Here is a 16,931-nt window from a genome sequence, read left to right on the forward strand (position 1 = left end):
ATGCAGATCTTCACCGACAGCAGCTCGGGCGACACGCCCGCCATCGTCGACCCCGACGTGTGGGCGAGCATCCTCGCGTGGCTCGGAGACGCCGGCCTGAAGCTGCTGTCGGTCGCGGGGATCGTCGTCGGCGCGATCCTGCTGGCGTGGCTGCTGCGGCTCGTGATCCGGCGCGTCGTCAAGCGCATCGTCGAAGGCGCGAAGAGCAAGGCCAACGTCGACGACACACAGGCGCTCGAGCGCTCACCGCTCGCGAGCGTCCGCGTCGTGCAGCGCACGCGCACGCTCGGATCGATCCTGCAGAACATCGTCAACGTCGCGATCGTGATCATCGCGACCATGCTGATCGTGTTCGTCGTCAACAAGGACATCCTCAGTTCCCTGACGCTGCTGACGGCCGCGATCGGCGCGGGCCTCGGCTTCGGCGCGCAGAACATCGTCAAAGACGTGCTCAACGGCATCTTCATCGTCGCCGAAGACCAGATCGGCATCGGCGACGTCGTCGACCTGGGCCTGGCGACCGGCGTCGTCGAGTACGTGGCGATCCGGGTGACGCACGTGCGCGACGTCAACGGCACGCTCTGGTACGTGCGCAACGGCGAGATCACCCGCATCGGCAACATGTCGCAGGGCTGGTCGCGCGTCATCATCGACCTCGCCGTCCCCGTCGACGCCGACATCCGTGCCGTCGAGAAGGCCATGCACCACGCCGCCAAGAGCGTCTTCACCGACCCGAAGTGGCGTTCGCGGGTGATCGAGCAGCCCGAGGTCTGGGGGCTCGAGTCGATCACGGGCGACGCCCTCGTCATCCGCCTCGTGATGAAGACGCGCGCCAACGCGAAGGACGACGTCGCTCGCGAACTGCGCATGCGCCTCAAGCACGCGATGGACGAGATGGATATCACCCTGCCCGCCATGAACACGATCACCCTTTCGGGTCTCGAGGGCGCCCAGCGAGTGCGCGGCGCCAATCCGCCCAAGACGAAGCCGATCACCACCGCCGACGCGAACCCCGTGTGGAAGCCGAAGTCGACCGGCACGAAGAAGGGCGCGCAGGCATCGGAGAGCGATTCCGAAGAGGAGACGACATGACGGATGCCTCATCGGCAGACACCCCGCCGAGCAGCTTCTACGACGAGGTCGGTGGCCACGACACGTTCGTGCGCCTCGTCGATGTCTTCTACCGCGGCGTCGCCGACGACGAACTGCTGCGCCCGATGTACCCCGAGGAAGATCTCGGCCCCGCCGCGGAGCGGCTGACGCTCTTCCTGGAGCAGTACTGGGGCGGCCCCACGACATACAGCCAGCAGCGCGGCCACCCGCGGCTGCGGCTGCGCCATCAGCCCTTCCACGTCGACCCGGCGGCCCGCGACCGCTGGCTCGCCCACATGCGCACCGCCGTCGACGAGCTCGGCCTGTCGCCGCTGCACGAGGCCACCCTGTGGGACTATCTCGAGCGCGCCGCACACGCGATGGTGAACACCTTCGAGCCGGCGGGCATCGGCCCGACACCCCCAGCAGCCTCCGCGCACCTGCCGTTGCACCCTGAGACCGACTGACCCCATCACCCCGCGCCCGCCAAACGACGAAGGAGTCGTCACATGCCTGCACCCACCACTCACCACCGCGCCGACGTGCTCGTCATCGGATGGGGGCTGGCCGGTCTCGTCGCGGCAAGTGAAGCGGCATCCGCTGGCAAGAGCGTCATCATCGTCGACCAGGAGCCTCGGCCGAATCTCGGCGGGCAGGCGTTCTGGTCGTTCGGCGGGCTGCTGTTCATCGACTCTCCCGAGCAGCGTCGATTCGGCATCTCGGATTCGCTCGAACTCGCCCGGCAGGACTGGTTCGCGACGGCCGGGTTCGACCGTGACGAGGACCATTGGCCACGCCAGTGGGCCGAGGCGTACTTGAACTTCGCGCACGGCGAGAAGCGCGCGTGGCTGCGCGAGAAGGGCGTCGGGTTCTTCCCCGTCGTCGGCTGGGCCGAGCGGGGCGGCTACACCGCGACCGGACCCGGCAACTCGGTGCCGCGGTTCCACATCACGTGGGGCACCGGCCCCGGGCTCGTCGCACCGTTCCAGGCCGCGGTCGAGCGTGCCGAAGGCGAAGGTCGTCTCACGATCCTGCCCCGCCACAAGGTCGCGAGCCTCACGGTGACCGACGGCACCGTCACCGGAGCTACCGGAGACATCCTCGCGCCGTCCGGTGCCGCGCGCGGCGTCGCGACCTCGCGCGAGGTCGTCGGAGCCTTCGAGATCACGGCGGCGGCCACGATCGTGGCCTCGGGCGGCATCGGCGGCAACCACGAGCTCGTCCGCGCGCAGTGGCCCGAGCGCCTCGGCACGCCGCCCGAGCACATGGTCACGGGCGTGCCCGCCTATGTCGACGGATCGATGCAGCCCGTGTCGGCCGCCGCCGGCGCGCACCTGATCAACGGCGACCGCATGTGGCACTACGTCGAAGGCATCCAGAACTGGGATCCGGTGTGGCCGCAGCATGGCATCCGCATTCTGCCCGGACCGTCGTCGATCTGGCTGGATGCCACGGGCGCCCGCCTGCCCGTGCCGCTGTTCCCCGGTTTCGACACGCTGGGCACGCTCGCACACCTGCGCCAGACCGGGTACGACCACTCGTGGTTCGTGCTGTCGCAGCAGATCATCGAGAAGGAGTTCACCCTCTCGGGCAGCGAGCAGAACCCCGACTTGACCGGCAAAGACCTGCCCCTGCTGCTGAAATCCCGCCTCGGCAAGGGTGCGGCAGGTCCCGTGCAGGCGTTCCTCGACCACGGCGCCGACTTCATCGTCCGTCGCACGCTCGACGACCTCATCGACGGGATGCGCGCGCTGCCCGGCGGTGACGTGCTCGACCCGGCTCGCGTACGGTTCGAGGTCGAGGCCCGCGATCGCGAGATGGACAACGACTTCACGAAGGATGCCCAGATCGCGATGCTGCGCTCGGCCCGCGCGTATCGCGGCGACAAGCTGATCCGCACGGCGACGCCGCACAAGATCCTCGATCCCGCCGCGGGTCCGCTGATCGCGGTGAAGCTGCACGTGCTTACCCGCAAGTCGCTCGGCGGCATCGAGACCGACCTGTCCGGTCGCGCTCTCGGCGTGGGCGGCGCCCCCGTGCCGGGACTGTATGCGGCCGGCGAGGCCTCAGGCTTCGGCGGCGGCGGCGTGCACGGCTACCGGGCGCTGGAGGGCACGTTCGTCGGTGGATGCCTGTTCTCGGGTCGGGTCGCCGGCCGCGCGGCAGCGGCCGCCGTCTGACCACAGGCCGTCTGTCGGGCTCCTGGCGGTCAGGCGCCGTGTAGCGGTCGGTCAGGCCGCCGCACGCCGGGCGGTCAGGCCGCGGGGCCGGTCGCGCGCACGGTCGTGAGTCCCGACCGGACGGTGTCGCGGGTGAGGACGTGCCCGCGCGTGAGGCTCACGCGCGTCCACGGCCCGTTGCGGCGGATCACGGCGGACTCCTGCCCGCCGATGAACCCGAGTGCGAACGCGGCGAAGGCGACGCCTCGAGGCAGCTGTGCGAGCGCATCGTCGGGGGCTCCCCACACGGCCGAGCGGACGGCGTGGACGGCATCCTCACCGGCATCCGTAGGCACCTGCTCGGCGACGGCGGCGATGCCCCACTGGGCGCGCGAGGCGAGGTCGGATGCCGCGAGCTCGCCGTCTGCCGACCAACCCGCGCGCGGCGGCGACACACCCGCCCACGTCGCCGTCACGGCTGTCTCGGGCAGCGTCAGGGCGAGCGGATCGGCCGAAGCCTGCAGCGTCGACGCGTCGACGACAAGGTCGCACACGAGTTCGGGGTCCACGCGCACGATCCGCATGCCCAGGATCGTCGGCGTCGCCTCGAGCAGCGTCCGCGGCGCGAGCGGCGCAGATGTCAGCACGAGCGCGCCGCCCTGCGCCTTCACGCGCAGCGCGCCGTCGCCGAGGCGCGCGGCACGCTGGGCGAAGACGAGAACGTCGGAGGCGGTCGGGGCGTCGGGGAAGAGCAGGCGTTGCGACATCCGCCCTAAACTACCAAGCGGACCACGCACGCGGCGGACAGGAGCACGGTGAGCGAGACGACGGGCACGGAGCAGAACCCGGATCCTGTCGCGCGGATGCTCGACGTGCTCGACCTCGATTCGAGTGCCGCGCGCACGACGGAGGACATCTTCACCGGATCGTCGCAGGCGATGCCGTCGGGCCGCATCTTCGGCGGCCAGGTGCTCGCGCAGGCGATCATCGCCGCCGACCGGACGACCGCCGACGATCGCGTCCCGCATTCGATGCACGGGTACTTCCTGCGCCCGGGCGACGCATCGCAGGGCATCACGCTGTCGGTCGACCGCATCCACGACGGCCGGTCTTTCTCGACGCGGCGCACGCAGGCCTACCAGCAGGGCGTCCCGATCTTCTCGATGATCGCCTCGTTCGAGCACGAAGACCCGGGTCTGGACCACCAGGCGACCGCGCCGGAGGGCGTGCTCTCGCCCGACGAGGCGCGCGCGCACGCGTTCGCGGGCGCCGAGCACCCGCTGTCGCGGCGACTGCTCGCCGGCAGCGCGATCGAGGTCGTGCACGCCGACGGCGCGATCTACGACGCCGTGCCCGGCGAGCACGTGCCGCACCAGAACGTGTGGGTGCGCACGCGCCGCCCGATCGGCGACGACCTCGCCGTGCACCGCGCGGTGCTCGCGTACCTGAGCGACCTGACGATCCAGGAGTCGGTGCTGCGCGCGCACGGCGTGCCGTGGGCGCAGGCGGGCCTGAAGGTCGCCAGCCTCGACCACGCGATGTGGTGGCACCGCCCCGCGCGCGTCGACGAGTGGCTGCTCTACGCGCAGGAATCGCCCAGCGCCCGCGGCGGCCGGGGCCTGGCCACCGGTCGGATCTTCACGCGTGACGGCGTGCTCGTCGCCTCCGTCGCGCAGGAGATCATGGTGCGCGTGCCCGACGCCGACTGATCAGCGCCGACGGATCAGTGGCGACGGAACTCGACGGCTTCGCCGAGATACGGCTGCCACGCGGCGCGCATCCGGTCGCTCAGTCGGATCGGCCGGAACGACTGCGCATCGACGAGGACCACCGACGAGGATGCCCGGGCGTACAGCTTCTGCGCCTCGTCGCTGGTCGGGCTGAACACCTCGTAGCAGACCTCGACGCTGGATCCGCCGAGCTTGCTGAACCACATCTGCACGTCGAGCGGCTCACGCCGGTAGGGTACCGGCGCGAGGTACTCGATCTCCTGGTGCGCGATGAGCGTCAGCTCACCGGCATCCAGCCCCGTCTCGAGCACCGCGGTGTCGGGGGCATCCTCCCCCGCGACGGGGCTCCAGAACACGCGCACGCGCGCCTCTTCGAGGAGCTTGAGCATCGTGGCGTTGTTGACGTGGTTGAACGCATCGAGATCGCCCCACCGCAGGTGGATCGGGACGTGGATCCGGCTTCGGGACATCAGTCGCGCGTCAGCTTGCGGTGGGTCGAGCGGTGCGGGTTCGCGGCATCCGGACCGAGGCGCTCGATCTTGTTCGCCTCGTACGCCTCGAAGTTGCCCTCGAACCAGTACCACTGGTCGGGCTCTTCATCGGTGCCCTCATAGGCGAGGATGTGCGTCGCGATGCGGTCGAGGAACCACCGGTCGTGCGTGATGACGACGGCGCAGCCGGGGAACTCGAGCAGCGCGTTCTCGAGCGAGCTCAGGGTTTCGACGTCGAGGTCGTTGGTCGGCTCGTCGAGGAGCAGCAGGTTGCCGCCCTCCTTGAGCGTCAGCGCGAGGTTGAGACGGTTGCGCTCACCACCGGAGAGCACGCCTGCCTTCTTCTGCTGGTCGGGCCCCTTGAAGCCGAACTTCGAGACGTAGGCGCGCGAGGGGATCTCGGTCTTGCCGACCGTGATGATGTCGAGGCCGTCGGAGACGACCTCCCACAGCGTCTTGTTCGGGTCGATGTTGGCACGGCTCTGGTCGACGTAGCTGATCTTGACGGTCTCGCCGACCTTCAGGTCGCCACCGTCGAGCGGCTCGAGACCGACGATCGTCTTGAACAGGGTCGTCTTTCCGACGCCGTTCGGGCCGATCACACCGACGATGCCGTTCGGCGGCAGGCTGAAGCTCAGGCCGTCGATGAGCGAGCGGTCGCCGAAGCCCTTCTTGAGCTTCTTCGCCTCGATCACGACGCTGCCCAGGCGCGGGCCCGCGGGGATCTGGATCTCTTCGAAGTCGAGCTTGCGCGTGCGCTCGGCCTCGGCCGCCATCTCTTCGTAGCGGGCCAGACGTGCCTTCGACTTCGTCTGACGGCCCTTGGCAGAAGAGCGCACCCACTCGAGTTCGTCCTTGAGGCGCTTGGCGAGCTTGGCATCCTTCTTGCCCTGGATGTCGAGGCGCTCGGCCTTCTTCTCGAGGTAGGTCGAGTAGTTGCCCTCGTAGCCGATGAGCCGGCCGCGGTCGACCTCGGCGATCCACTCTGCGACGTTGTCGAGGAAGTACCGGTCGTGGGTGATCGCGATGACCGCGCCCTTGTACGACTGCAGGTGCTGCTCGAGCCAGAGCACGCTCTCGGCATCGAGGTGGTTGGTGGGCTCGTCGAGCAGGAGGAGGTCGGGCTTCTGCAGCAGCAGCTTCGCGAGGGCGACGCGGCGGCGCTCACCACCGGAGAGCTTGGTCACGGGCTCGTCGCCCGGAGGCGTGCGCAACGCGTCCATGGCCTGCTCGAGCTGCGAGTCGAGGTCCCAGCCGTCGGCCGCGTCGATCTCTTCCTGCAGCACACCCATCTCAGCCAGCAGCGCGTCGAAGTCGGCGTCGGGATCGGCCATCTGCGCGGAGATCTCGTTGAACCGGTCGAGCTTGCCCTTGATCGCGACGCCGTCCTGGATGTTCTCCAGCACGGTCTTGGTCTCGTCGAGCTCGGGTTCCTGCATGAGGATGCCGACGGTGAAGCCCGGTGTGAGCTTCGCCTCGCCGTTGGAGGGGGTGTCCAGGCCCGCCATGATCTTCAGGATCGTGGACTTACCGGCGCCGTTCGGACCGACCATGCCGATCTTCGCGCCCGGCAGGAACGACATCGTGACGTCGTCGAGGATCAGCTTCTCGCCCACTGCCTTGCGGGCGCGGACCATGGAGTAGATGTATTCGGCCATAACGGCCCCAGTCTACGGGGCACCCAGCCGAACGGATGCCTTCAGCTCACCAGTCGATGGGGCTCAGTCGATGGGGCTCACCAGTCGATGGCGCGCGTCTGCCCGACGAGGCACGTGCCCGTCGGTGTGAGCGGCAGCACCAGCGCCGTCGGTACGGCGACCGACGGGCCGACCTGGCCGACGAGGCACTCGCCTGCCCACCGCACCGAGAATTGGATCGAGTCGGCGGCGTTGCCCACCGTCGTGAGATCCTGCGTGACCTCCATCGCGTCCTTCGGGAAGCCCGCCGTCACGAGCGCGTCGATGTAGGCGCGGCCCTGCACGCTGGCATCCGTCGCGGCAACGGCGTTCATCACCTCGGTGAACAGCGGCAGGTTGTCGGCCGCCGTTCCGTCGGGGACGAGCACCGCACTGGTCGCTGTCGGCGTGGGCGTCGCGCTCGGCTGCGAAACCGACGCGGTCGGCGACGAAGTCGGCTCGGTCGTCGGGGTGCAGCCGGCGAACACGAGTGCGCCGATGACGAGAAGCGTCATCACGAGGGGTCGAGACGAGGACAGATCGGATCGGCGCACCCGTCGAGTCTAAAACGGTCGCACGGCGCGGCCGCGCCACGGCTTCACCACGGCTCCACCACGGGCGGAGCGCTCAGAACGGCGTCGGGTCGTCGCCCCACGCTCCTGCCGCCACCAGTTCGGGCGCGTCGACCGGCGGCGCTCCGGCCGCGTCCTCGGCTGGCACGGTCGCCGTGCGCGCTTCGACGGCTTCCAGCGGAGGTCGCGAGTCGAGTGCGCGAGCGGCCTCACCGGGCGTCGCCCACGCGTCGGCCCCGACCTGAGGGGCGGGCCCGGACTGCGCGCCTGCCCCGACCTGCGGGGCGGCCGACGACGACGTCGCGGCCGCGTCGCGCACGAACGACGCGACACCGAACTTGAGATCGGGACCGAGAGCGCTCGCCTCGAGATCGACGGTCACACCACTGTGGCCGTTCGAGTCCCATTTGCGGACCTTGAGCTTGCCCATGACGATGACGCGCTGACCGCGCTGCAGCGAGGCGAGCGCGTGCTCGGCGAGCCGTCGAAAGACGGCGACGTCGTAGTAGTTGGTGTGGACGTCGGTCCACGTGCCGTTCTCGAGCCGGCGCTCCGTGCTGGCGAGCCCGAACGTGGCCATCACGACTCCGTTCGAGAGTTCGCGTCGCTCGGGCGCCGAGGTGAGGTTGCCGGTCACGGCGATGAGATCTGACATGGCGGTTCCTTTCGTCGATGACCGCGGTCCCTCCGCGGCCCTGCTCCGGCGCCCGCGTGCCCTGTCGGACGCCGGAGCAGGGCCAGCATGTTCCGTCGCGGCACCCCGTGGGACGGCACACCCGCGATCTGTGGGCAGTTTCGGAAATTCGTCGATTGTGGAGGAGGCGATGAAACCGATCCACGCGCGGCCCTCAGCAATGTCGGCGGTCGTACCTATGTTCGAAGCAGGAGGTCCGACATGACACTCATCGATGGCTTCACCACCCCGACCGTGCGCGGAGTGACGCTGCGAGCCGTATCCGCACGGCGCTGGCGTGTGCTCGACCGCACAGGCCGCATCCTCGGTCACCTGCGCGCCGAGGCGGTCAGCGCGGGCACCCGGTTCCACGCCGAGCGCTTCGACCTCGCGGGGCGCCGATTGCGCGAGCTGGGCGCGTTCTGGACCGCCGTGGAGGCCGTGGAATGCTTGCGCTACCTGCGCTGAACCGGCGTCACACCAGCGCCTCGAGCAGGTCGCCCGCGGCCACGGGCGCCGCCGCACGGACGGTGGGCCATGCGTCGGCGAGCACGCTGACGGCGCGGCACAGGTCGGGCACGGGGGCAGTGAACGGGATGCGCAGATGCCGATCGTGCGTGCCGTCGACGGCGAACCGCGAGCCTGCCGACAGATACACACCGCGCTCGCGCGCCGCGAGTACGAGTCCCGAGCTGAGCGGGGCATCCAGCTCGACCCACAGCGCGACGCCTCCCCCGACCTGCGGAACGCGCCACGCAGGCAAGCGCGTGGCGAGTTCGTCGACGAGGGCGTCGCGGCCGGCGCCCAGCACGTCGGCCCGTTGCGCGAGCACCTCGGGCATCCGCTGCAGCGCGCGCACGGCGACCGCCTGTTCGAACTCGGGCGTACCGAGGTCACGAGGCGGGCGGGCGGCGATGACGCGGGCCACCAGGTCGGCGTCGGCGCGGATCCACCCGATCCGCAGTCCGCCCCACACGGTCTTTCCGAGCGAGCCGATGCGGACGACCTCGTACGCGGCGAATGCCGGCGCCGACGGCTGCGTGCCGATCGCCAGTTCGGCCGTCGTCTCATCGACGACGAGCACCGTACCCGCCCCCGCAGCGGCGAGCGCGAAGGCATCCTCCTCTGCGGCTGTCATGATGCGGCCGGTCGGATTCTGGAATCTCGGCATGAGGTAGGCCAGGCGCGGTGTCGTGCGAGCGAACGCCTGCGTCGCGCGATCGATGTCCCAACCGTCCTGCGTCGACACGGGCACGCCGACCAGGCGCGCACCCGCGCCGCGCAGCGCTTCCGCCGCGTGCGGGTAGGTGGGGGTCTCGATGAGCGCGCGATCGCCGCGTCGCAGCAGCGTCTGGGCGAGCAGATGGATCGCGGACTGCGCACCGGTCGTGACCATCACCTCGTCGGGACTCGTCGGCACACCCGCCGCGCTGTATCGGTCGGCGATGGCGCAGCGCAGCGCCAGCGACCCACGGATGTCGTAGCCGGAACGCGCGACGAGCGACGCGGCATCCGCGGCCACCTCGCTCATCACTCCGGCCAGCCCCGGCCACGCGGCAGGACTCGCCTGCTGAAGATCGATGGCGTCGGCCTCGACGGCGACAAGCCCCGGTTCGCGCGCGGGCTGCGGCATCGTCACACTGCCCGACCCACGCAGGCTCTCGATGTGCCCGCTGTCGCGCAAACTGCGGTAGGCCGCGGCGACCGTCGTGCGACTCATTCCGAGCGCGGCGGCGAGCTCGCGTTCGGCGGGCAGCGCCGTGCGTGCCGCGATGCGATTGTCCAGGGACAGCAGGCGGATGCCGTCGGCGAGCGCCTCGTACGCCGGCTCGCGCGTGCGCCAGCCGCCGAGAGCGGCCGCGAGCGCACGAGCCGTGATGCGGGAATCCATGCGGCCACGATAGTGCAATTGGACTGGTGCACGAAGTCCAATCATGCGGTGAACTATCCACATGCTCTCTCGCGTCATCCGTCTGTTCGTCGGCCTCCTGCTCTACGGTGCCGGGTGCGCGATCATGGTGCGCGCCGGGATCGGTGTGGACCCCTGGACGGTGTTCGCGGAAGGTGTCTCCCGCCAGACTGGTGTCGGCATCGGCTGGGTGACGAACATCGTCGGCTTCCTCGTGCTGCTGCTGTGGATCCCGTTGCGTCAGAAGCCGGGCCTCGGCACGATCGCCAACATCCTGCTCGTGGGCACGAGCATGCAGGTGACGCTTGCCAACGTGCCGGCAGCGCACGGCGAGGGCTGGCTCGGATTCGTGTGGCAGGTGACTGTCTTCGTCGGCGGAATGGCGCTCGTGGCCATCGCGTCAGGCCTTTACATCGGCGCAGACTTCGGCGCGGGCCCGCGCGACGGCCTCATGACCGGGATCCACGCACGCTGGGGCTGGCCCATCTGGGCCGCACGCCTCGCCGTCGAGGCGACGGTGCTCGCGGCGGGGTGGCTGCTGGGTGGCACGGTGGGACTCGGCACCGTGATCTTCGCCGCAGGCATCGGCCCCCTCGTGCATCGCGCGCTGCCCTTGCTACGCCCGCGGGCGGGCAGGGCGATGCCGCGCTCCGCTGCGCGAGCAGCGCAGAATGCCCGGGCCTGAGCGCTCCGCGCTCCCGGAACCGAGCGCTCCGCGCTCCCGGAACTGAGAGCTCAGTGCTCCCGGAACTGCGGCCAGTCCGAACCCGGCGGGAGGTGCCCGTGCAGGGCATTCTTCGCGATATCCATCGTCGGGTACGTGCCGAGACTGGCATCCGCGCCCGCAATGGTGGCGGTGTAACCGGCGTCGTCGCGGCGGATGGTTCCGACGACGCTCCCCTCTGAGCCGTAAGCGACCCAGAGGCTGGACGATGTGGTGCTCATGGTGACTCCTCTCGTCACCTGCGACGCTACGCCGCAGCCGGCCAAACCGCCACCGTCCACGTCACGGTGCGACCCGGATAACGGCGGTGAGACGACTCCGGCCCGGCGACACCATGGTCGACCGGGCCGGAGCGTGTCAGCGCATTAGCCGGAGCGCGTCAGCGCCTTACTTGACCAGTGCGAACCCGGCGGTCCAGCTGACCTTCTCGCCGACGGCGAGCGTCAGCTGAAGGAAGCCGAGAGCCTCGAGCTCGTGCGCACGCGAGAGCGCACCGGCGTCGACGGCCGAGACGCCGCCGGCCTCGACGGCGGCGATGAGCGCGGCCTTGGCATCTGCGTCGTCACCGGCGACCAGCACAGTGGTCTTCTCGCCACCGACCGTGCCCGAGACGAGGGTCGCGGCGAAGTTGGTGTTGAACGCCTTGAGCACCTTCGCCTCGGGGAACGCCTGCTGCAGCTGCGCGGCGGCCGAGCTGCCCGCCGGCACGACGAGCGAGTCGAACGTCGAGAAGTCGAGCGGGTTGGTGATGTCGACGATCGTCTTGCCGGCGAACTGCTCGCCGTAGGCGGCGGTGATCTGCGCGATCGAGGGGTACGGCACCGCGAGGACGACGATGTCACCGGCGATCTGCTCGCCGGTCTGGGCGCTGCCGATGTGCTGGATCGAGGCGCCGCTGCGGGCGAGGATGCCGGCGATGGCCTGGCCCATGTTGCCGGAACCGAAGATCGTGATGGTGCTCATGTGAGGTGTCTCCTTGTCGTTTTGTTGTATCTACAACTGTCAGATGGAACACGGCTCCCCGGATCCCTATTCCCACTTTCTCCATAGGATCGACAGATGAGCACCTCGCGCTTCTACACGCCCGACGAACTGGCGACGTGGGTGCCTTTCGCCGCTCTCCTTGAGCTGCTGCCCCGCGAGCTCGACGGCCAGTTGCTGCGTGACGAGGACCTCACGCATTTCGATTACTTCACGCTCTCGATGCTGACCAACGCGAAGGAGCACCGCCTGCGGATGACCGAGCTCGCCTCGATGACCAATGCGACACTCCCCCGCCTGTCGCACGTCGTCACGCGGCTGGAGAAGCGCGGCTTCGTGCGGCGCGAACCGTGCGCCGACGACGCCCGGGCGACGAACGCCGTCATCACCGCCGAGGGGCGCAAGAAGGTGCTGCACGCGACGACGGGCCACGTCGCGAACGTCCGGCGCATCTTCCTCGACGCGCTCACTGCCGAGCAGGCGCGAGAACTGCGGACGATCACCCGCGCCGTGCTGGAACGGGTCGACCCCGAGGGCAAGATGGCGGCGACCCAGCGCTGATCGCACTGTCGGACCTACGCAGAAGGTGCCCCCGGCAGGATTCGAACCTGCGACCAACGGATTAGAAGGCCGTTGCTCTTCCGCTGAGCTACGGAGGCGCGTACCCAGCGTATCGTCCCGCGCAGGTGGTGTCGGAAGCGCTCGTTAGGATGATCAGCATGGTGAGTGCCGCAGAGAATGACCGTCTCGTCTGGATCGACTGCGAGATGACGGGCCTCGACCTCGAGGTCGACGAACTCGTCGAGATCGCCATCGTCGTTACCGACTTCGAACTGCAGCCGCTCGACCCGGGCTTCCAGATCGTCATCAAGCCGGATGCCTCGGCGCTCGCCAACATGAACGAGTTCGTCACCAAGATGCACGAGACCTCGGGTCTGCTCGCCGAGATCCCGAACGGCGTCAGCCTCGCCGAGGCCGAGTTCGAGGCGCTCGAGTACATCCAGCGCTTCGTGCCCGAGGGCAAGGCACCGCTCGCGGGTAACACGATCGGCACCGACCGCATGTTCCTCGCGAAGTACATGCCGCGCATCGACCGCTGGCTGCACTACCGCAACGTCGACGTGTCCAGCATCAAGGAGCTCTCGCGCCGCTGGTATCCGCGCGCCTACTTCAACGCGCCCGCCAAGGACGGTGGACACCGCGCCCTCGCCGACATCCGCGAGTCCATCCGCGAGCTCGCGTACTACCGCCAGGCCGTTTTCGTGCCCGATCCCGGACCCACGAGCGACGAAGCCCGCGATGCCGCGGCGTCGGCCGTGTCGTCGTACAGCTCGGGCGTGTAATACAATCGTCTGGTTGCCTGGAGACAGGCACATGGTGGCTATAGCTCAGTTGGTAGAGCACCGCGTTGTGGTCGCGGGGGTCGCGGGTTCAAGCCCCGTTAGCCACCCCATCCGCAACAGCCCGGATCCGCAACGGATCCGGGCTGTTGCGTTCTGTCAGCGGGTAGCGTTGAGGACGATGCTCGAGATGGATGCCCCACAGTTCGAAGCGCTCGTCGCCGACGAACTCGATCGCCTGCCCGACGACATGGTCGACGGTCTGGACAACATCGTCTTCGTCGTCGAAGACCGCCCCGAGGACGGTTCCCTCGACCTGCTCGGGCTCTACGACGGACTCGCCCTCACCGAACGCGCGCAGTACGGCCTCGGCGACCTGCCCGACCGCATCATCGTCTACCGCGAGCCGCATCTCGACGTCTGCGACGATGTCGACGAGCTGCGCGACGAGGTGCACACGACGCTCGTCCACGAGATCGCGCACTTCTACGGCATCGACGATGACCGCCTGCACGAGCTGGGCTGGGCATGATGGCCGCCGTGGCATCCACCCTGCCCCTTGAGCGCACCGATCTCGACGCGGCGTCTGCGACCGCGGGGCCATGGCAGACCGTCGTATGGAACGACCCGGTGAACCTCATGAGCTACGTGACGTACGTCTTCCGCACCTACTTCGGCTACTCGCGCGACCGGGCCGAGCAGCTCATGCTCGCCGTGCACCACCGCGGCCATGCCGTGGTCGCCGAGGGCGCGCGCGAGCAGATGGAACTGCACGTGCAGGCGATGCACGACTACGGCCTGTGGGCCACGGTCCGGGAGGGCGAGGCATGACGAAGCTGCTCATGGAGATGTCGCTGCTCGAAGCCGCGCACCTGACCGGCCTCGTCGAGCAGTTCGCCGAATTGATCGCCGGCACGGTGGATGAGGACGGCCTCGACGACCCCGCGATCCTGCGGCTCGTCCCCGACGCCTATCGCGACGATGCGGAAGCTGCTGCCGAGTTCCGCGGTCTCACGCAGGGCGACCTGCTCGACCGTCGCCGTGATGACGCCGGGCTCGTGCTCACGACGCTGCAGCGCGACGGCGTCACCCTGCATCCGGGCGATGTCGCCGCTGCGGATGCCACGTCGGCGTTCGTCGTCGAGTTGGACGCGCCCGCGGCATCCGCCTGGCTGCGCACCCTCACCTCGATCCGCCTCGTCATGGCGACACGGATCGGCATCTCCTCCGACGACGAGCAGGGCGACCCGGACGACCCGCGCGTGGGCGTTTACGAATGGCTCGGCTTCCGCCTCGAGGGGCTGCTGCAGGCGCTCGAGGACTGACCCGCCGGGGGCCCGGGACTGCCCGTCCGACTCAGGGCACGTCGATGATGATCGTGGCGAGATCGCGCGGGGCATCCGCGGTCAGGTGCACGTCCTCCTGCGCAGCCCAGCGGTCCCAGTGCGGGCGATACGTGTCGCCGTCGCGCGCGAGCGCGCGCTCGCGACGCGACGCGGTCGGCGACTCCAGCCACACACGGATCGGCGCGAGCACAGCGGATGCCGGTGTCAGCACGCCCGATCCCTCGATGATGACCGGCGTCGTGGCATCCGTCACCATCGTCTCCCCCGGCTCGGCGCGCGCCCAGTCCCACCGCCGCCAGTGCGCGGATGTGCCGTTCGCCAGGGGTTCGAGGATCTGTTCGCGGACGATCTCGGCGCCAGCGGCAAGTCCGTCCCATCCGGGATAGACGTCGTCGAGCGCGACGATCTGCACGTCACCGCTCCAGCGCTCTCGCAGGAGCGCGGCGAGGGTCGTCTTGCCGGCGCCGGACCGTCCGTCGATGAGGATGACGGCGCGCGCGAGGCCGGCTGCGACCACGGCATCCTGCACCGTCTCGGCGGCGCGACGGATCGCCGCGTCGAACGCGTCAGCGCTTGAGGGCACGGATGATGCGGCTGAGGACGCGACCGGCGACCCACACGAACGGAATGCCGACCGCGATGAGCGAGATGAGGTTCGGCTCGAATCGCAGGTCATCGCCCTTGCGGATGTACGCGCCCACGGGGATCGCGGCGCCGCCACCGCCACCACCGCTTCCGCTGCCGGGCTCTTCGCCCGCGCCGAACCCGTGCCACGACAGGGCGACGGGGATGATGCGGATGCCGTCGACATCCTGCTGCTCGCCATAGACGCTCGTGACGCCGATGGATGCGGTCTGCTTGCCGAGTTCCAGTGCGAGATTGGGCATGCTCCCACCGTAGTCGTGGGAGTCAGTGCTCGCGAGGGAGCCGTGGGTTCGTGGGCAGCGCGTTCACGTCGCGCCGCGGGCCGAGCGTGCTCGCGCGGGTCACCGCTCCCCCGCCGAAGCGCTCGCGGGCATCGTCGAGGGCCGTGTCGACGCGGCGCCAGTCTTCGTCGTCGTCCCACAGTGCAAGACCGCCGGTTCCGCCCGGACGCAGCTTCTCGGCGCGTACGCCGATGAGGCGCACGGGTTGGCTGAGCTCGACGGCATCGAACAGCCGCGTCACGACGTCACCGATGCGCTGGCCCACATCGGTCGGCTCGGGCAGCGTGCTCGCGCGCGAGATCGTCGTGAAGTCGGCGTAGCGCAGCTTCAATGCGACCGTCGCCGCCTCCCAGCCGCCGTCGCGCAGGCGCGCCGCGACCCGGTCGGAGAGGCGTCGCAGCTCGCTGCGCAGGGTGCCGGCATCCGCGATGTCGTGCAGGAAGGTCTCTTCGTGGCCGATGCTCTTCTCGATGCGCTCGGTCTCGACCGTGCGCGGGTCCTCTCCGTGCGCGAGCTGCCAGATGCGTGCCCCACCCGCGGGCCCCAGGGCGCGTTCGATGACGCGCTGCGGCGAGGCGAGGATGTCGGAGACGAGCCGGATGCCTCGCGCCTCCAGCGCCTCGGCCGCCTTCGGCCCGACGCCCCACAGCGCGCGCACCGGCAATCCCGCGAGGAACTGTGCCGTCTCGGGCTCGCTGACGATGAGCAGGCCGTCGGGCTTGGACAGCGTCGAGGCGATCTTGGCGACGTGCTTGGTGGCGGCCACCCCGATGCTGCAGACGAGGCCCGTCTCGGCCTTGACGCGCGCGCGCAGCATCCGGGCGATCTCGCCGGGCGATCCCCACAGCCGCCGCGCACCGGACACGTCGAGGAACGCCTCGTCGATCGACAGCGGCTCGACGAGCGGCGTGACGTCATGGAAGATCGCCATCACCTGGCGCGAGAGGGCGGCGTAGCGCTCGAAGTGCGGCACGACGACGATCGCGTGCGGGCACAGGCGCAACGCTTGCGCGACGTTCATCGCCGAGCGGACGCCGAAGCGGCGCGCCTCGTAGGTCGCGCTGGAGACGACTCCGCGCCCCTCCATGCCGCCGACGATGACGGGCTTGCCGGCGAGCGACGGGTCGTCGAGCACCTCGACGGACGCGTAGAAGGCATCCATGTCGACATGCAGGATGCGGGTGCCGGTGTCATCGGCATCCGCCGCCGATACCCGCCTTCCGCTCCCGTCGCCGCGTCCCACGCACCCATCCTCCCCCACCCCACCGACACGCGGGAGATGGGGCGCACGCCGCGGCACGGGGCCGGGGCG

At 69.6% G+C, this 16,931-nt stretch carries 22 protein-coding genes and 2 tRNA genes; 12 read left to right on the top strand and 12 right to left on the bottom strand.

Features of this window, described 5'->3' with window-relative positions; genetic code table 11:
• Genes BGO46_RS07515 through BGO46_RS07525 form a run of 3 tightly spaced genes read left to right on the top strand, consistent with a single transcriptional unit; the run spans position 1 to position 3,272 of the window.
• Positions 1 to 1,092, top strand: a complete 1,092-nt coding sequence (locus tag BGO46_RS07515) for a mechanosensitive ion channel domain-containing protein (RefSeq protein ID WP_292676209.1) — start codon at positions 1 to 3, stop codon at positions 1,090 to 1,092.
• Positions 1,089 to 1,559, top strand: a complete 471-nt coding sequence (locus tag BGO46_RS07520; RefSeq protein ID WP_292676206.1) for a globin — start codon at positions 1,089 to 1,091, stop codon at positions 1,557 to 1,559. Before BGO46_RS07515 ends, BGO46_RS07520 begins: the two co-directional genes overlap by 4 nt.
• A gap of 42 nt (positions 1,560 to 1,601) precedes the next feature.
• Entirely contained in the window at positions 1,602 to 3,272 is a 1,671-nt protein-coding gene (locus BGO46_RS07525; protein WP_292676204.1) for an FAD-binding dehydrogenase, read from the top strand.
• A 74-nt stretch (positions 3,273 to 3,346) separates the two neighbouring features.
• On the opposite strand, the gene BGO46_RS07530 is transcribed toward BGO46_RS07525, so the two are convergent.
• Positions 3,347 to 4,018, bottom strand: coding sequence for a hypothetical protein (locus tag BGO46_RS07530; protein ID WP_292676201.1), 672 nt, complete (start codon positions 4,016 to 4,018; stop codon positions 3,347 to 3,349).
• A gap of 96 nt (positions 4,019 to 4,114) precedes the next feature.
• Here BGO46_RS07530 and BGO46_RS07535 point away from each other — a divergent pair, with 96 nt between their 5' ends.
• Complete coding sequence (locus tag BGO46_RS07535; RefSeq protein ID WP_292676502.1) at positions 4,115 to 4,960, top strand: acyl-CoA thioesterase II; 846 nt, start codon at positions 4,115 to 4,117, stop codon at positions 4,958 to 4,960.
• A gap of 14 nt (positions 4,961 to 4,974) precedes the next feature.
• Here BGO46_RS07535 and BGO46_RS07540 read toward each other — a convergent pair whose 3' ends face one another.
• The 4 genes from BGO46_RS07540 to BGO46_RS07555 all read right to left on the bottom strand — a co-directional run bounded on the left by BGO46_RS07540 (position 4,975) and on the right by BGO46_RS07555 (position 8,375).
• Positions 4,975 to 5,451 (bottom strand): thioesterase family protein, encoded by a 477-nt coding sequence (locus BGO46_RS07540; protein WP_292676199.1) that lies wholly within the window; start codon positions 5,449 to 5,451, stop codon positions 4,975 to 4,977.
• Positions 5,451 to 7,130: an energy-dependent translational throttle protein EttA gene (gene ettA / locus BGO46_RS07545; protein ID WP_292676197.1), complete on the bottom strand. Its 1,680-nt coding sequence runs from the start codon at positions 7,128 to 7,130 to the stop codon at positions 5,451 to 5,453. The genes BGO46_RS07540 and ettA overlap by 1 nt, the downstream gene beginning before the upstream one ends.
• A 77-nt stretch (positions 7,131 to 7,207) precedes the next feature.
• Positions 7,208 to 7,702, bottom strand: a complete 495-nt coding sequence (locus BGO46_RS07550) for a hypothetical protein (RefSeq protein ID WP_366246804.1) — start codon at positions 7,700 to 7,702, stop codon at positions 7,208 to 7,210.
• A 73-nt stretch (positions 7,703 to 7,775) separates the two neighbouring features.
• Positions 7,776 to 8,375: a single-stranded DNA-binding protein gene (locus BGO46_RS07555; protein ID WP_292676192.1), complete on the bottom strand. Its 600-nt coding sequence runs from the start codon at positions 8,373 to 8,375 to the stop codon at positions 7,776 to 7,778.
• Between the two features lie 240 nt (positions 8,376 to 8,615).
• Here BGO46_RS07555 and BGO46_RS07560 point away from each other — a divergent pair, with 240 nt between their 5' ends.
• Positions 8,616 to 8,861, top strand: a complete 246-nt coding sequence (locus tag BGO46_RS07560) for a DNA mismatch repair protein (RefSeq protein WP_292676189.1) — start codon at positions 8,616 to 8,618, stop codon at positions 8,859 to 8,861.
• Positions 8,862 to 8,868: 7 nt separating this feature from the next.
• Here BGO46_RS07560 and BGO46_RS07565 read toward each other — a convergent pair whose 3' ends face one another.
• On the bottom strand, positions 8,869 to 10,284 hold the full coding sequence (locus BGO46_RS07565) for a PLP-dependent aminotransferase family protein (RefSeq protein WP_292676186.1): 1,416 nt from the start codon (positions 10,282 to 10,284) through the stop codon (positions 8,869 to 8,871).
• A 61-nt stretch (positions 10,285 to 10,345) separates the two neighbouring features.
• Here BGO46_RS07565 and BGO46_RS07570 point away from each other — a divergent pair, with 61 nt between their 5' ends.
• Positions 10,346 to 10,987: a hypothetical protein gene (locus BGO46_RS07570; RefSeq protein WP_292676183.1), complete on the top strand. Its 642-nt coding sequence runs from the start codon at positions 10,346 to 10,348 to the stop codon at positions 10,985 to 10,987.
• Between the two features lie 50 nt (positions 10,988 to 11,037).
• On the opposite strand, the gene BGO46_RS07575 is transcribed toward BGO46_RS07570, so the two are convergent.
• Together BGO46_RS07575 and BGO46_RS07580 are read right to left on the bottom strand one after the other, a co-directional pair.
• Positions 11,038 to 11,247: a methyltransferase gene (locus BGO46_RS07575; RefSeq protein ID WP_292676182.1), complete on the bottom strand. Its 210-nt coding sequence runs from the start codon at positions 11,245 to 11,247 to the stop codon at positions 11,038 to 11,040.
• 166 nt (positions 11,248 to 11,413) lie between these two features.
• Positions 11,414 to 11,989 carry a diguanylate cyclase gene (locus BGO46_RS07580; RefSeq protein WP_292676179.1) on the bottom strand — a complete coding sequence of 192 codons (576 nt, stop codon included), beginning with the start codon at positions 11,987 to 11,989 and terminating at the stop codon, positions 11,414 to 11,416.
• A 96-nt stretch (positions 11,990 to 12,085) separates the two neighbouring features.
• Between BGO46_RS07580 and BGO46_RS07585 the strand changes: the two genes are divergently transcribed.
• Complete coding sequence (locus BGO46_RS07585; RefSeq protein WP_292676176.1) at positions 12,086 to 12,568, top strand: MarR family transcriptional regulator; 483 nt, start codon at positions 12,086 to 12,088, stop codon at positions 12,566 to 12,568.
• A gap of 26 nt (positions 12,569 to 12,594) precedes the next feature.
• On the opposite strand, the gene BGO46_RS07590 is transcribed toward BGO46_RS07585, so the two are convergent.
• A tRNA-Arg gene (locus BGO46_RS07590) sits at positions 12,595 to 12,666 on the bottom strand.
• A 60-nt stretch (positions 12,667 to 12,726) separates the two neighbouring features.
• Between BGO46_RS07590 and orn the strand changes: the two genes are divergently transcribed.
• The 5 genes from orn to BGO46_RS07615 all read left to right on the top strand — a co-directional run bounded on the left by orn (position 12,727) and on the right by BGO46_RS07615 (position 14,672).
• Positions 12,727 to 13,350: an oligoribonuclease gene (orn, locus tag BGO46_RS07595; RefSeq protein ID WP_292676174.1), complete on the top strand. Its 624-nt coding sequence runs from the start codon at positions 12,727 to 12,729 to the stop codon at positions 13,348 to 13,350.
• Positions 13,351 to 13,384: 34 nt separating this feature from the next.
• Positions 13,385 to 13,460 (top strand) — tRNA-His (locus tag BGO46_RS07600).
• 77 nt (positions 13,461 to 13,537) lie between these two features.
• Positions 13,538 to 13,879, top strand: a complete 342-nt coding sequence (locus tag BGO46_RS07605) for a metallopeptidase family protein (protein WP_292676171.1) — start codon at positions 13,538 to 13,540, stop codon at positions 13,877 to 13,879.
• A complete protein-coding gene (gene clpS, locus BGO46_RS07610; protein ID WP_292676500.1) occupies positions 13,870 to 14,178 on the top strand; it encodes an ATP-dependent Clp protease adapter ClpS in 309 nt (102 codons plus the stop codon). The genes BGO46_RS07605 and clpS overlap by 10 nt, the downstream gene beginning before the upstream one ends.
• Positions 14,175 to 14,672, top strand: coding sequence for a DUF2017 family protein (locus BGO46_RS07615; RefSeq protein ID WP_292676168.1), 498 nt, complete (start codon positions 14,175 to 14,177; stop codon positions 14,670 to 14,672). The genes clpS and BGO46_RS07615 overlap by 4 nt, the downstream gene beginning before the upstream one ends.
• A gap of 31 nt (positions 14,673 to 14,703) precedes the next feature.
• Here the strand turns inward: BGO46_RS07615 and BGO46_RS07620 are convergent, their stop codons facing one another.
• Genes BGO46_RS07620 through BGO46_RS07630 form a run of 3 tightly spaced genes read right to left on the bottom strand, consistent with a single transcriptional unit; the run spans position 14,704 to position 16,862 of the window.
• Positions 14,704 to 15,276, bottom strand: a complete 573-nt coding sequence (locus BGO46_RS07620; RefSeq protein WP_292676165.1) for a hypothetical protein — start codon at positions 15,274 to 15,276, stop codon at positions 14,704 to 14,706.
• Positions 15,260 to 15,580: a hypothetical protein gene (locus BGO46_RS07625; protein WP_292676162.1), complete on the bottom strand. Its 321-nt coding sequence runs from the start codon at positions 15,578 to 15,580 to the stop codon at positions 15,260 to 15,262. The genes BGO46_RS07620 and BGO46_RS07625 overlap by 17 nt, the downstream gene beginning before the upstream one ends.
• A gap of 22 nt (positions 15,581 to 15,602) precedes the next feature.
• Complete coding sequence (locus tag BGO46_RS07630; RefSeq protein ID WP_292676160.1) at positions 15,603 to 16,862, bottom strand: DNA polymerase IV; 1,260 nt, start codon at positions 16,860 to 16,862, stop codon at positions 15,603 to 15,605.
• Positions 16,863 to 16,931: the final 69 nt, after the last annotated feature.

Source organism: Microbacterium sp. 70-16, assembly GCF_001898315.1.
GTDB lineage: Bacteria > Actinomycetota > Actinomycetes > Actinomycetales > Microbacteriaceae > Microbacterium.